General features: G+C 62.0%; 12 protein-coding genes and 1 pseudogene. 9 read left to right on the top strand and 4 right to left on the bottom strand.

The window, feature by feature from the left end:
• Nucleotides 1-177 precede the first annotated feature (177 nt).
• Nucleotides 178-342, top strand: a complete 165-nt coding sequence (locus tag GT019_RS08300) for a hypothetical protein (RefSeq protein ID WP_161742648.1) — start codon at nucleotides 178-180, stop codon at nucleotides 340-342.
• A 260-nt stretch (nucleotides 343-602) separates the two neighbouring features.
• Here the strand turns inward: GT019_RS08300 and GT019_RS08295 are convergent, their stop codons facing one another.
• Nucleotides 603-1496, bottom strand: coding sequence for an AraC family transcriptional regulator (locus GT019_RS08295; RefSeq protein ID WP_161742647.1), 894 nt, complete (start codon nucleotides 1494-1496; stop codon nucleotides 603-605).
• Nucleotides 1497-1615: 119 nt separating this feature from the next.
• On the opposite strand from GT019_RS08295, the gene GT019_RS08290 reads away from it, so the two are divergent.
• Complete coding sequence (locus GT019_RS08290; RefSeq protein ID WP_161742646.1) at nucleotides 1616-2746, top strand: glycoside hydrolase family 88 protein; 1131 nt, start codon at nucleotides 1616-1618, stop codon at nucleotides 2744-2746.
• Nucleotides 2747-2950: 204 nt separating this feature from the next.
• Here the strand turns inward: GT019_RS08290 and GT019_RS08285 are convergent, their stop codons facing one another.
• Nucleotides 2951-3859: an AraC family transcriptional regulator gene (locus GT019_RS08285; protein WP_161742645.1), complete on the bottom strand. Its 909-nt coding sequence runs from the start codon at nucleotides 3857-3859 to the stop codon at nucleotides 2951-2953.
• Between the two features lie 146 nt (nucleotides 3860-4005).
• Between GT019_RS08285 and GT019_RS08280 the strand changes: the two genes are divergently transcribed.
• From GT019_RS08280 to GT019_RS08265, 4 genes are read left to right on the top strand one after another with little or no spacing between them, the layout of a single operon-like run.
• On the top strand, nucleotides 4006-4848 hold the full coding sequence (locus GT019_RS08280; RefSeq protein WP_161742644.1) for a sugar phosphate isomerase/epimerase family protein: 843 nt from the start codon (nucleotides 4006-4008) through the stop codon (nucleotides 4846-4848).
• 5 nt (nucleotides 4849-4853) lie between these two features.
• A complete protein-coding gene (locus GT019_RS08275) occupies nucleotides 4854-5879 on the top strand; it encodes a Gfo/Idh/MocA family protein (protein ID WP_161742643.1) in 1026 nt (341 codons plus the stop codon).
• Nucleotides 5876-6538 carry a carbohydrate-binding family 9-like protein gene (locus GT019_RS08270; RefSeq protein WP_161742642.1) on the top strand — a complete coding sequence of 221 codons (663 nt, stop codon included), beginning with the start codon at nucleotides 5876-5878 and terminating at the stop codon, nucleotides 6536-6538. The genes GT019_RS08275 and GT019_RS08270 overlap by 4 nt, the downstream gene beginning before the upstream one ends.
• Entirely contained in the window at nucleotides 6535-8202 is a 1668-nt protein-coding gene (locus GT019_RS08265; RefSeq protein WP_161742641.1) for a DUF4091 domain-containing protein, read from the top strand. Before GT019_RS08270 ends, GT019_RS08265 begins: the two co-directional genes overlap by 4 nt.
• Nucleotides 8203-8450: 248 nt before the next feature.
• Here the strand turns inward: GT019_RS08265 and GT019_RS32645 are convergent.
• Nucleotides 8451-8672: pseudogene (locus GT019_RS32645) on the bottom strand (spore germination protein); the annotation flags it as partial.
• A 77-nt stretch (nucleotides 8673-8749) separates the two neighbouring features.
• On the opposite strand from GT019_RS32645, the gene GT019_RS32270 reads away from it, so the two are divergent.
• The 3 genes from GT019_RS32270 (at nucleotide 8750) to ald (ending at nucleotide 12003) form a co-directional block, all read left to right on the top strand.
• Nucleotides 8750-8881 (top strand): hypothetical protein, encoded by a 132-nt coding sequence (locus GT019_RS32270; protein WP_268896033.1) that lies wholly within the window; start codon nucleotides 8750-8752, stop codon nucleotides 8879-8881.
• A gap of 219 nt (nucleotides 8882-9100) precedes the next feature.
• Nucleotides 9101-10759: a PucR family transcriptional regulator gene (locus tag GT019_RS08255; RefSeq protein WP_161742639.1), complete on the top strand. Its 1659-nt coding sequence runs from the start codon at nucleotides 9101-9103 to the stop codon at nucleotides 10757-10759.
• A gap of 128 nt (nucleotides 10760-10887) precedes the next feature.
• On the top strand, nucleotides 10888-12003 hold the full coding sequence (ald, locus tag GT019_RS08250; protein WP_161742638.1) for an alanine dehydrogenase: 1116 nt from the start codon (nucleotides 10888-10890) through the stop codon (nucleotides 12001-12003).
• A gap of 403 nt (nucleotides 12004-12406) precedes the next feature.
• Here the strand turns inward: ald and GT019_RS08245 are convergent, their stop codons facing one another.
• Nucleotides 12407-13264, bottom strand: a complete 858-nt coding sequence (locus tag GT019_RS08245) for an AraC family transcriptional regulator (RefSeq protein ID WP_161742637.1) — start codon at nucleotides 13262-13264, stop codon at nucleotides 12407-12409.
• Nucleotides 13265-13343: the final 79 nt, after the last annotated feature.

Here is a 13343-nt window from a genome sequence, read left to right as displayed (position 1 = left end):
TCAACGCGCCCGCGAGAAGCGCGCGGAATCGGCGCAAATCATAGCCAACCTATTGCATTCGTAATTATCGTCGAAGAAGCCGGGCAGGAGAGCGTTCCTGCCCTCGGGCATATTTTAGGGCAGAACTCGCCGTCTTGTTCATATAAATCAATATAAACCAGAAAAGAGGGGATGCCCGTGACCGATTTCGAAGAAAGATTGATCGCCGTCCTGAAAGACATCAAAAACGAATTAAGCATGATCAGCAAGCGGCTCGACTCCCTGTCCGACCACGTGGACGATTCGCGCAGAAGCCTGGATACGCTGAACGAGCTGGTACAGGTCATCGCTTACTCCGATTGAACGGCCGCGGGCGCAAGCGCTGCCAATCGAATGCGCGAGCGTACGAGCAACGCGAACAAGCGGCAGCCCCGGCGCGGAATCCATCCGAACCGGGGCTGCCGTCCTTCCGACGTAACAGATATGGCGCTCGCGTCCGCTTAGCGCCGGTTACATCGAGCGTTCATCCGTTAGAGGCATTCGGCCGGCCCCTTCCGCATCCGACCGATCGGAAGGGGCCAGCCGCATGCCCGACAGTGGCGCCATGCAGCAGCTTCGACGAGTCATGGCCCGGCAGGAGGCGTGTCCGCGCTGCCGCGCGTATCGCGTACGGTTCTGCGGTAATTTTCGGGCGTGACGCCTTTATGCCGCTTGAACATCTGGCAAAAGTAGGACGAGCTCAGCCCGCCGACCTCCGCGGCGATTTCGCGAATCGGTTTGGAGGTGGCGGCCAGGAGCGAGCAAGCTTCCCGGATTCGGCGAAGCATGATGTGATCCGACAAGGTCATGCCGGTGGACGCCTTGAACAAGTGGGACAGATGATAAGGAGAAAGGAACAACTCCGCGGCGATCTCCTCCAGCCGGAAGGGCCGGCGAAAATGCCGTTCCACCCACTCCGTGATGTTCTCGATATGCTGCAGCGAGCGGGGACTGGCGTTGGCGTTCAAGAGGCTTTCGCGGAATGGGCCTTGCTGGAGATAATGCAGCAAGCGCAGCATGATCAGGCCGAAGCCTTCCTCCCGTTCCGCGGCGTCACCCAGAAGGGCTTGCCGCATGTCCTCCAATATCCCGGGCAGCGGCCCGTCCGCGGGAAGCGCGAACGCCTGTTGCGGCAGATGGCCTTTCCACAGCCTGTCGTAAAACCGCCGCAAGCCGGGAAACGGGGCCAAGCCGACGGCCGGTGCGTGAGGATCGAAGGTCAGGTTCGTGCGCGCGTAGCCGGCGCCGGAACGGAACGGCACGTCGACGAGATGCAGCTGGTAGGGCTGAACCCAGAGCAAGGTTCCCGCGCGCAGCGGATAATGCCTGCCCTCGAGCATGACCTCGCCTTCGCCTTCGTAGACGTACAACAGCTCGATGCCCGCATGGGCATGGTAGTAGCGGGACGCGTCGGTCCTGTACTTGTAATTATAAGAGAACGCGCCGAATTCATAGTCGATCCGCTCAAAGCTGGCCATCGTCCGGCTTCCTTTCCGATTCGCAATTTACCTATAGAATAGCACAACAAACCGATGAACGCCTGCGCCTATAATACGTATGAAAAGCAAAATAGCGCTATAGGAGGCATCGGACGATCATGGATTGGACGGCAGCGATCAAGCAAGCCCTGCGCACGACGAGCGCGAACTTGGAACGTTTCAAGGACGCATATCCGCATGTAAGCAACGGAGACGGCAAATACGCGCGCATGAATCAAACGAATTGGACGGAAGGGTTCTGGTCGGGAATCTTGTGGCTCAGCTACGAATACAGCCAAGAACCGGCCTTCCGCGAGGCGGCGGAACGGAGCGTGGCTTCCTTCGGACGGCGGCTGGAGCAAGGAAATCAGCTGGACCATCACGATATCGGATTTCTGTACTCCCTCTCCGCCAAGGCGCAGTGGATCATCGAGCAGGACGAATCCGCGCGTGAGCTCGCGCTGCGGGCGGCGGACGCGCTCATGCGGCGGTGGCGGCCCGGCCCGCGGCTTATCCAGGCTTGGGGGGCGGAAGGCGACCCGGAGAACGGCGGCCGGATCATCATCGATTGCCTGATGAATCTCCCGCTGCTGTATTGGGCCGCGGAACAGACGGGGGACGGGCGCTATGCGGAGATTGCGCGCGCGCATGCGGAGAAGAGCAGACGATTCCTCGTCAGGGGCGACGATTCCTCGTATCACACGTTTTATTTCGATCCCGAGACGGGCGATGCCTTGCGCGGCGGCACGCATCAAGGATTCCGGGACGGATCGACGTGGACCCGCGGCCAGGCCTGGGGGATATACGGCTTCGCCTTGGCGCATCGCTATTACAAGGCACCGGAATTCCTGGAAACGTCCAAGCGGCTGGCGCGATATTTCATCGCGCATCTGCCGGAGGATCAAGTGGCCTATTGGGATTTCGACGTTCCCCAGGAGGAGGGCACGCCGAGGGACAGCTCGGCTTCCGCGATTGCGGCCTGCGGGCTGCTGGAACTTGCCGGGCAGCTGCCGGAAGCGGATCCGGAACGGCATGCATTCCTCGCGGCCGCGGAGCAATCGATGCGTTCCTTGGTCGCGCGATACTTTACGGCCGGGCACGAGGCCGAAGAAGGCTTGCTGCGGCACGGATCGTATTCCGTGAGAAGCGGCGCGTCGCCCGACGATTTCGTGATTTGGGGCGATTATTTCTTCCTGGAAGCGCTGATGCGGCTGGATCGCGGGATCCCGGGATATTGGTACGCGCGTTAAGGCGGAAGAGAGCCGTTCGCCTTGACGCGGCTAACCGCCGTAGCGATATGGCATACATGAGAAAAGGCTGTCCGCCAATGAAGCGGGCAGCCTTTTCTTCGCGTAGGGTTCGATGCCGGGAAACAGCCGCCGCCGACGTTTCGGCAGTTGCCCGCTTTCGACGGCGGCTTGGCTTCGGCTTGAATTATCATGCGGCATCGTCGGTTATCCGCCGCGGTTCTCGGCGCGGGCTTTGACGGTGCGTGCGTATTCCGAGGGGGACATGCCGGTCGCCCGCTTGAAATCGCGCGAGAAATAATGAATGCTGGCATAGCCCAGCTTGACGGCGATCTCGGTAAAGCTGTACTGCTTCTCGCGGATGAGCGATTTGGCCTCCTGGATCTTCAGCTGCTTGAAGTAGTCCATCGCCCCCGTTCCGACGCGGGCCTGAAAGATTTCCTTCAGCCGACTCTTCCCGAGGTGGACCGCGCGGCACAGCTGGTCCAGCGTCAGATTGTCGGCGAGATGCTCGCGCATATACGCGATGATGCGCTCTTCGACCAGCAGCTCGGCGTTGTCCTTCCGGATCGAGGCCGGCTTGGCCGCCGCGTTATCGCACGCGGCCCCGTCCTGTCTCGCGAGCAGGATCAGGAGCGCTTCGAGATAGGACTTGATCAGCTGTTGCCCGGCATACGGCGCGTCGGGATGCGGCGATAGCCGGTGAAGCAGCGGGTCGTCGAACGGCGGGTTGAACGTCCGGAAGCCCTCCTGGAGGATCAGCGCCAGCAGCTCGCGCTCCCGTCGTCCCGGCGCCAGCACCTTCCCGGCGAAGCGGGCCATGTCGGCCGACGCGGATTCGAACGAGATGACGATCAGGTTCGGAGGCTTGTGGTGCTGGGCGACCTGCACGGTGTGGAACTCCCCGGGTTGATGGAAGATCATGTCCCCGGTCTTCAGGAGAATCGTCCGATCGTCCGCGCGCACCTCGACCTCCCCCTTGTCCACGTAGAGAAATTCCCAGAAGTGATGCTCTTCGCCCTCGAACACGAAGCCTTTGGCGTATTCGAAATAATGAAAGGAATAAAGCTTCTCGATCGTAATGGATTCGCTCAGCGCGAATGACGTGAATTCCATGTCGGCTGCCTCCCGCCCGCAGGTGTCGTTCTCTTCATCTTAGCACAGCCGCAGTGCAAAAACTCCGGCTGAATTGCTAAATCTACTTCGCGTCCCAGCTTCTATAATAGAACCATGACAGGAATCATGACAGGAGGGCGAACGCCATGAAAAAAGGAATCAACGTCTGGTCGTTTCCGGACCATATGAGCATTGCGGACTGCATCGCGACCGCCAAGGACGCGGGCTTCGAGGGCATCGAGCTGTCCCTGAACGAGAACGGGCCGCTCAGCCTCGAGAGCGGCGAGCAGGAGATCGCGGACATCCGCAAGCTCGCGGAGGACGCCGGCATCGCGCTGACGAGCCTGGCGAGCGGATTGTATTGGAGTTATTCGATGACCAGCGCCGATCCGGCGAAGCGCGAGAAGGCGCAGGATATCGTCAAGAAGCAGCTGGAAACGGCGGCCATTCTCGGCGTGGACACGATCCTCGTCATTCCCGGCGCGGTGGGCGTCGACTTTATCCCGGGCAGCGAGGTCGTCCCTTACGACCAAGCCTACGACCTTGCTTTGGAAGCGATTGCCAAGCTGGCGGTTCCGGCGAAGTCGGCGGGCGTGTCGATCGGCATCGAGAACGTTTGGAATAAATTCCTGCTGTCCCCGCTCGAGCTGAGGCAGTTCATCGACGCGGCAGGCTCGAACTACGTCGGCGCGTATTTCGATGTCGGCAACGTCGTCTATGCGGGCTATCCGGAGCATTGGATCCGGATTCTGAACAAACGGATCAAGAAGGTCCACTTCAAGGATTACCGCCGCGAGAGCGGGGGCTTGTCCGGCTTCGTCGATCTGCTGGCCGGCGACGTGAATTATCCGGAGGTCGTCAAGGCGCTCGAAGAGATCGGCTACGACGATTTCGTGATCGGGGAAATGATTCCTTCGTACAAGCACCACGGCAAACAAATCATCTATAACACATCCGCTTCGATGAGCGCGATATTGGGAAGGAGCTAGCACGCATGCTGAGAATCGGCTTGATCGGACTGGGATTCATGGGCAGGACGCATTTGGACAATTATCTTCGGCTGGAGAAGGAGGGACTGCCGATCCGCTTGGCGGCGGTCTGCGACATCGACCCGGCGAAGCTCGAAGGACGTTCGACGGGCGGGAATATCGAGACGGCCTCCGGGGAAGCGGTCGACTTCGGCAGGTTCGCGAAGTATGCGTCCGTCGAAGAGCTGCTGCGGGAAGAAGAACTGGATGCGGTCGACATCGCGCTGCCGACGTACCTGCATAAGGAAATCACGATTCAATGCCTGCAGGCGGGGCTGCATGTCTTGTGCGAGAAGCCGATGGGGCTGAACGAAGCGGAATGCGAGGCGATGATCGCGGCCGCCGAGGCGAGCGGCAAACAGCTGATGATCGGCCAATGCCTTCGTTTCTGGCCGGCGTACGTCTACCTGAAGGAACTCGTGGAGAAGCAAGCCTACGGCGCGGTGACGAGCGCCTCGTTCTTCCGTGGCAGCGCGACGCCGACCTGGGGACCTTGGCTGATGGAGCGCGAGAAGAGCGGCGGCGCCCTGCTCGACATGCACGTGCACGACACCGACGTCGTGAACTGGCTGTTCGGCATGCCGGACGCGGTATCGTGTCAGGCGCGCAACGTGATTCCGGGCTCCGGCTACGACATCGTCTCGACGAATTACCGCTATCCCGACGGCAAAGTGGTCAATGCGCAGGTGGATTGGACGCTGCAGGGCGATTTCGGCTTCGAGATGAACTATCGGGTCAACTTCGAGAACGGAAACGTGCATTTCCGCGGCGACGGGGTGCAGGTCAATCCGAGCGGCGAAGCAGGCTTCTCGCCGGAGCTTTCCGCGGACCAAGGCTATTACTTCGAGCTTAAGTATTTCGTGGAAACGCTGATTGCCGGAGAAGCGTTGACGGCCGCGACGCCGCGAAGCACGCAGGAGACGATCCGCATCGTCGACGCCGAGATCGCGTCCGCCGACAGCGCGGGCGACTGGGTCGCCGTCAAGCGATGACGAACCGCGGCGTTCGCGCGGGCGACGGCATCTACCGCTGCCGATTCGTCGAGCCGGCGGCCGGCGGCGGCATCCCTTGGGACGACATCGCGACCGTCGAGTTGTCGGACGTCGTCACGGGAGAGGCGCCGGCGCTGAGGACGGCCGTGCAGGCGTGCTGGACCGGCGCCGAGCTGCGGTTTCGCTTCGCGTGCGAGGATGACCACGTGGTGGCGAACATGACCGGGCACGACGACCCGCTGTACGAGGAGGACGTGGTGGAGCTCTTCCTGGACGAGCTCGGAACGGGCATGGAATACTTCGAGATCGAAGTCAGTCCGCGCAACGTCGTCTTCGACGCGCGGATCCGCAACGATGCGCATGGCGCGAAGACGATCGAGCTGGATTGGCATGCCGCCGGCATGGAGACCGCCGTCCGCGAGGAGGGCGCGACCCGGATCTACGAGATCGCGATTCCGTTCGCGAACTTCGCGCGGGTGCCCGCCGCCGGCACGGCATGGCGCTGGAATGCGTACCGGATCGACGAGGACCGGACGGGCGTTCGCCATTATTGGGCTTGGCGTCCGACGGGCGCCGTCGATTATCATATCCCGCGCTGCTTCGGAACGCTGCTGTTCGAAGCGGAGCAAGACGGGAACGAGGAGGCAGGCAACCGATGAGTCAAGACGGAACGAAGCTCGAGCTGCGATGCGTGAGCTCGCTCGCCAAAGTGTTCGCCGACGAAGAATTGCGGGATGCGCCCCATTCGCGGGCGAGCGCGCTGCTGGGCGAGGCGGCGTCCTTCCAGGTCGCGTACCGGCCGGACAGCTTGATTAAGGGGATGCGGGCGTCCGTCCGATCGGAGATCGACGCCGACATTACATTGCGGGCGGTCGGCCTTGCCCCGTCCGAGATGCCCGTGTATGCCGATCACGACGAAGACCTGCTGCGCACGACGCCGGGGCTCTACCCCGATCCGTTGTTCGAGCTGTCGTCCGATGGCGGGACGGGCTTGACGGCGATTCCCGGCCAGTGGCGCTCCGTCTGGGTGACGGCGGAGCCGCGCCTTGACGCCGAGCCCGGGATATTCCCGATCGCGGTCGTCTTCGAGACGGACGGCGGCGAGAAGCTCGGCGAAGCGGTCTTCGAGCTGGAGGTCGTCCCGCTGTCGCTGCCGAAGCAGGAGCTGCTGCACACGGAATGGTTTCACGCCGATTGCTTGGCGACCCATTACGGCGTCGAGGTCTTCGGCGAGCGCCATTGGGAGATCATCGAGCATTACGTGCGCACGGCCGCGCGGCACGGCGTCAATCTGCTGCTGACGCCGTTATTCACGCCGCCGCTCGATACGAAGATCGGCGGGGAGCGCCCGACCGTTCAGCTCGTCGACGTGCGGCTCGAGGCGGACGGCAGCTACGGATTCGGATTCGGCAAGCTGGGCAGATGGGTGGCGCTGTGCAGGCGGCAGGGCATCGAGCAGTTCGAATTCTCGCATCTGTTCACGCAATGGGGCGCGCAGCATGCGCCCAAGATCATCGCTTCCGTGGACGGGGGCGACAAGCGCATATTCGGTTGGGACACCGATGCGGGCGGCGAAGCCTACGGCGCGTTCCTCCGGCAGTTCCTGCCCGCGCTGCTGGGCTGGGTGAAGGACAACGGGCTGGAGGGGCGCTGCTTCTTCCATGTCTCCGACGAGCCGTCGCTGCAGCACATCGACGCTTATGCGAGCGCGAGCCGGCTGGTCGGCGAGCTGGTCGGGGACTATCCGGTCATCGACGCGCTGTCGGATTACGCGTTCTACGAGAAAGGCCTGGTCAAGAACCCGATTCCGGCCAACAACCACATCGAGCCGTTCCTCGCGAACGGGGTCGAGCGGCTGTGGACGTATTATTGCTGCGTCCAATACAAGGAAGTGGCCAACCGCTTCTTCAGCATGCCTTCGGCGCGCAGCCGGATTCTGGGCATCCAGCTGTACAAATTCGAGATCGCCGGCTTCCTGCACTGGGGCTATAATTTCTGGTATTCGCAATACTCGCTCGGGCCGATCGATCCGTACCGGGTCACGGACGCGAGTCACGCTTTTCCATCGGGCGACGCCTTCCTCGTCTACCCGGGCGAGGACGGCCGGCCGGTCGAATCGATCCGGCTGGAAGTCGTGCGCGAGGCGCTGCAGGATTTGCGGGCGCTTCGGCTGCTGGAGGAACGGTACGGCAGGGAATACGTGCTCGCCGGCTTGGAAGAAGGCTTGGCCGAGCCGATCACGTTCAGCGCGTATCCGCGGGATGCGGCCTGGCTGCTCGCCAAGCGTGAATGGGTAAATGCGAAGCTGAAGGAGCGGCCGTGAGCGGCCGATCTTGACAGGGGGCCTTGATGACCGAACATGCGGTCGTCAAGGCTTTTTTTGCCGCGCCGCGCCGGAGCCGGGAGGCGTGTCTGAGGGAGACGCGTCCGAATTTGAGGCGGACGCGCCTGGCGTGGCGGCTTCAGGCGTTCCCGAGGGAGACGCGCCTGACCCCGACTCGGCCGCGCTTGGCTATTGGTGCATAAATCTTCGTTGAAGCCCTCCCGCGACCCGCGGATGATGGATTCGGTCTGCGGCTCCTCGACGGCCCGGCTCTTCCAGCCCCGGCTGTCGAGGACGATGGCCCGGCTGCCGCCGTCGATGAACAGGGCGGTATCGCCGGACAAGATCGCGATCACGACTTCGTTCAAGGCGCTTTCGAACTGCACCTCGGTCACGGATAGGACCTCTTGCTCGATCATCGTCGTCAGCCGCTCCGCTTCGGGCGTCTCCGCGTCCTCGAAGCGCCGCATCAGCGGCTTCAGCACTTGATCGTTGATTCAATTGCTTGTCGACCAGGTTGTAGATGCAGATCAGGATATACGGATGCTTGGCGGCTTCGATCGCGAAGGACCGGATCGACAAGTCCGACGGGGAACCGAGCAGCCGGTCGATCGCCTCGACGTTGTCCGCCGCGCGCGCGGAGAACGGGGGCATCGGGATGTCCTCGACGTACGGCTGACGATTGCGTTTTCCGGGGAATAGAGACATAGGGTTCCCCTTCCATGGTTTTATTTACCTTATGATGACCATTCCCGCGGATTCTATCCCAGCCGCGCTTGCAGGGCGGACGGAGAAACGGATGTCCGAAGCCTGCGGCGAATGGTAGAATACTAACGTGCCGTTCCGCCTCGGGCGGGACGCGGGTATCCATGAATGGGCAGAAAGCGGAGTGACGCGCTTGAATCAAGACTATCAATTATCGGTAAAGGAAGCGCTGGAACGGCCGGCCTTCCAAGGGGCTTATCTGGCGGCGGGGGAAGCGGGCCTCGGGCGGCTAGTCCGCTGGGTCCATATCATCGAGGTCATCCGTTTCGATCAATTGCTGCAGGGCGGGGAGATGATCCTGACGACGGGCGCGGCGTTCAAGAACGACGACGCGGCGTTCATGGCGTACCTGGACCAGCTCGTCCAGAGCGATGCGGCATGTCTCTGCATCGAGCTCGGCCATCATCTGAGCGCGATTCCGGACGCCTGGCTGGAGGCGGCGGAGACCGTCCGGCTGCCGGTCATCATATTCCCGCGGAGCGTGCGGTTCATCGATATTACGCAGGATATCCATGCGCATAGGATCAATCAGCATCATCTGGCGCTGCGGGAACTGGAGAAGACGTCCCGCGCGTTCCATCGGATGACGCTGACCTCGCAGGGGGTGGGCCAGGTCCTGGACCTGCTCCACGGCAGCACGAAGGCGACCGTGATCTACGTGCCGCAGGACGGGCAGCCGAAGTTCGTGCCGCCCGTCTCCGCGCAGGAGGCCGAGCGGTGGATGGACTTTCTGGCGGGGCAGCTGGAAGGGAAGCCCGATGACGGACCTGCGGGATCGCCCGCGGTAGCGGAGCGCGGCGGGCAGTCCGTCGTCATCCAGCCCGTCGGCGCCATGGGCAAGACGTGGGCGCATCTCGTGCTCGCGTCCGACCGGAAGCCGCAGGAATACGAGTTCTTGATCCTGGATTCGGCCTCGCTGTCCATCGCGCAGGATCTGCTTCGCAAACGCTACGTGGAAGAACGCAAGCTGTACTCGCAGACGTTATGGGTCGACGATCTGCTGCATCTGCGGATCCGGGACGAAGAGCAGGTCAAGCTGTTGATCGGCAGCGAATACAAGCAGTTGAACGAGCTGCCGTACCACGCGGTCGTCGTGGCGTTCGACCACGGGCAGGGCGCGGCGCCCGGACAAGAGGGCGACGGCGCGGAATCGGCAGGCATTCATCTCTCGCTCGCCGTGCGCGCGGTATTCGAACAGCAGACGTTCCATCCGCTCATCACGCTCAAGAACAACCGGCTCGTCGTGATCGCGTTCGACAAGGCGCCGAAGTCGAAGAAGCCGGCCAAGGAGCGGCTGCGGCAGGTGCTCGAAGCCCTGCAGCTCCCGATAGCGGAGGCGGAAGCCAAGCTGACGATCGGGATCGGCCAGGGCGGCCGCGGCTTCATGCAGGCGCATGTCAGCTACCAGGAAGCGCTCCAGGCGATCTCGCTCGCGCCGATCCTGAGGGCGAACCAAGTGTTCTTCGACGAGATCGGCGTGTTCCATCTGCTGTTCCACATCGCGGACAAGCAGCTGCTGTCGGCGTTCGTGCGGACGTATCTGGGGCCGATCCTCGATCATGACGAAGCGAAGGGCAGCGACCTGCTGCGCACGCTGAAGGTGTATCTCGATTGCGACGGATCGAAGCGGCTCGCGGCGGAGCGGCTGTTCATCGTCAGGCAGTCGCTGTACTACCGGCTGGACAAAATCGAAGAGCTGTTGGGCGCCGATTACATGCAGCCGGAGAAACGGCTGGCGCTGCAGGTGGGCATCCGCGCGCATCAGCTGCTTCGGCCGGACGTCCAAGTGTGAAAAGGTTTGGCCGGATTTATGACATTTTGTCTAATGGAACCTCCTCGGATTCGCCTTATAGTGGAATCAGTCAACGAGACGAGACCGATTCCCGGATAGGAGTCGAAGAAGAGAGAGGCTGATGCAGCATGCGTATCGGAGTACCGAAGGAAATCAAAAACAACGAGTTTCGCGTCGGCATGACGCCGGGATCCGTGTTGTCCTACATTAAAACCGGCCACGAGGTGCTGGTCGAGACCCTGGCCGGCCGCGGCATCGGATTCGAGGACGAGGATTACGCAGCCGCCGGCGCGACGATCGTGGCGACGGCCGGGGAAGCATGGGCGGCCGACATGGTCGTCAAGGTGAAAGAACCGCTGCCGCCGGAGTATGAGTACTTCCGCGAAGGCTTGATCCTGTATACGTACCTGCATCTCGCTCCCGAAGCGGAATTGACGCGGGCGCTGGCGGATAAGCGCGTGACCGCGATCGCGTACGAGACCATTCAGCTGGATAACGGCAGCCTGCCGCTGCTGACGCCGATGAGCGAGGTGGCCGGGCGGATGTCCGTGCAGATCGGTGCCCGGTTCTTGGAGAAATCGCATGGCGGCAAAGGCGTCCTGCTCGGCGGCGTGCCCGGCGTGGAGCCCGGCAGGGTCGCGGTCATCGGCGGCGGCATCGTCGGCGCCAACGCGGCGAAGATGGCCGTGGGTCTCGGGGCCGACGTCACCATCGTCGACTTGAACCCGGATCGACTGCGCCAGCTCGACGACCAGTTCCAAGGCCGCGTGAAGACGATCATGTCCAATCCTTACAATATCGCCGAGGTCGTGCGCCGCGCGGACCTGGTGATCGGCGCCGTATTGATTCCCGGCGCGCGCGCGCCGCGGCTCGTGACGGAAGAGATGGTCCGCGCGATGACCCCGGGCAGCGTCATCGTCGACGTGGCGATCGATCAAGGCGGCTCCATCGAGACGATCGACCGCATCACGACCCATGACGAACCGACGTACGTGAAGCATGGCGTCATTCATTACGCCGTGGCGAACATGCCGGGCGCCGTCGCCCGCACGTCCACGCTCGCGCTGACCAACGCGACGACGCCGTACGGCCTGCAGATCGCGAACAAGGGCTTCGCGCAAGCGGCCTTGGACAACAAGGCGATCGCCAAAGGCATCAACGTCGCCGCGGGACGGGTGACGTACCGGGCCGTGGCCGAGGCGCACGGCTACGAGTATACGGACGTATACGCGCTGCTGCGTTAGGCAGCCGGCGCAGCGAGATGCGTGCGCGACCAATGCGAAGCGCATTGAAGTCCAATGAAGCGCAGTGAAATTGTGAATTGAAGAAGCGTCGTTGCATATACGTTTCAATGAAGAATCGCTGCATAAAAAATGACGAAGAAACGCAACAAGGATGCAACGCTGAAGCGTAGCGAAGAAACGCAACCAATGCATTGGGGAAACGAGAAACGCAACAAGGAAGCGCAGCATAGCAGCAGAAAAACCCGCCATCGGCGGGTTTTTCTGCGTCGAGAGCCTGCCGGTCGAGAGCCTGTCGGGCCAGAGCCTCCCCGGCTCACAACCTCCCCGGCCCACTGCCTCCCCGACCCAAGCCTCCCCGGGCTTAGAGCCTCCGCGGGTTTCCGGCGCATGGCGGCCCCCGGTATCATTTGGCCGGGAAAGTCCCCTGATGCTGCTTGGCATAATGCTTCGGCAGCTGGCCGACCTTCTTCTTGAACATGCGCAGGAAGCCCGAATAATCGTTGAAGCCGGCTTCCATGCAGGCATCGGTCACGCTGCGGCCTTCCTTGAGCAGCTTTTTGGCGAGGGAAATGCGTTTGTAGAGGATATACTCGTGGATCGTGCTGCCGATATGCTTCTTGAACAGCCGGCTGAGATGGTACTTGCTCATGTAGAACAAGCCCTCGAGCCGCTCCAGCGACAGATCCTCGGCGAGATGCCGGTCGAGATAGGCCAGGACGGGCACCAGCACCGGGGGCAAATCCACGCCGGGGTCCTTCTCTTGGTTCTTGTGGTAGCCGCGCTGCACCAGGATCAGAATCTCGAGCAGGCAGCTCAGCTTGAGGAGCGGCGCTTCGGGGAACGGATGCTTCAGCGCGTCGTCGTATTTGGCGAAGAGCGCGGCGAGGTCGGATTTCTCCTGCTCGCTCAGCCGGATCCGGTTGCGTTCGCCGGAGGGCCGATCGTAGAAGCAGCGCAGCAGCTGCAGCTCTTCCGTCTGGAACAAGCCGATCAAGACGGGATTGAATTCGATCGTGACCCGCTCGTACAGCGCGTCCGTCGTCAGCGCGGGCTTATGGATCTCGTGCTCGTTCGTGATGACGAGGTCCCCGACCTGGAGCGGGTACACCGTTTTGTCCACGAAGTAATTGACGTCGCCGCCGATAAGGAAGAAGATCTCGCACCCCTGGTGCAAGTGAAAATGAACGTTGAACGGCGGTATGCGCGCGGCATGTTGGAATTTGACATGGTCGTCCAATCGGGCGATGTAAGCGTTCAGCATCCTGCTGCCTCCCCGCGTAATCGAGCAAGATTATCCACTTTCAAGGCAATTTCGTCAAGGAAGTCGTAATTGCAATGAT

The sequence above is a fragment of the Paenibacillus glycinis genome (assembly GCF_009909185.1).
Lineage (GTDB): Bacteria > Bacillota > Bacilli > Paenibacillales > Paenibacillaceae > Paenibacillus_Z > Paenibacillus_Z glycinis.
The sequence above is the reverse complement of the archived record's forward strand: the minus strand, read 5'-3'. Positions and strand labels throughout refer to the sequence as shown.

Bases quoted from the DNA above. Each gene is read 5' to 3' on its own strand.
- GT019_RS08245 (WP_161742637.1), bottom strand. From the start codon at position 13,264: ATGCTGAACGCTTACATCGCCCGATTGGACGACCATGTCAAATTCCAA.
- GT019_RS08270 (WP_161742642.1), top strand. From the start codon at position 5,876: ATGACGAACCGCGGCGTTCGCGCGGGCGACGGCATCTACCGCTGCCGA.
- GT019_RS08275 (WP_161742643.1), top strand. From the start codon at position 4,854: ATGCTGAGAATCGGCTTGATCGGACTGGGATTCATGGGCAGGACGCAT.
- GT019_RS08265 (WP_161742641.1), top strand. From the start codon at position 6,535: ATGAGTCAAGACGGAACGAAGCTCGAGCTGCGATGCGTGAGCTCGCTC.
- GT019_RS08295 (WP_161742647.1), bottom strand. From the start codon at position 1,496: ATGGCCAGCTTTGAGCGGATCGACTATGAATTCGGCGCGTTCTCTTAT.
- GT019_RS08285 (WP_161742645.1), bottom strand. From the start codon at position 3,859: ATGGAATTCACGTCATTCGCGCTGAGCGAATCCATTACGATCGAGAAG.
- GT019_RS08280 (WP_161742644.1), top strand. From the start codon at position 4,006: ATGAAAAAAGGAATCAACGTCTGGTCGTTTCCGGACCATATGAGCATT.
- GT019_RS08290 (WP_161742646.1), top strand. From the start codon at position 1,616: ATGGATTGGACGGCAGCGATCAAGCAAGCCCTGCGCACGACGAGCGCG.
- ald (WP_161742638.1), top strand. From the start codon at position 10,888: ATGCGTATCGGAGTACCGAAGGAAATCAAAAACAACGAGTTTCGCGTC.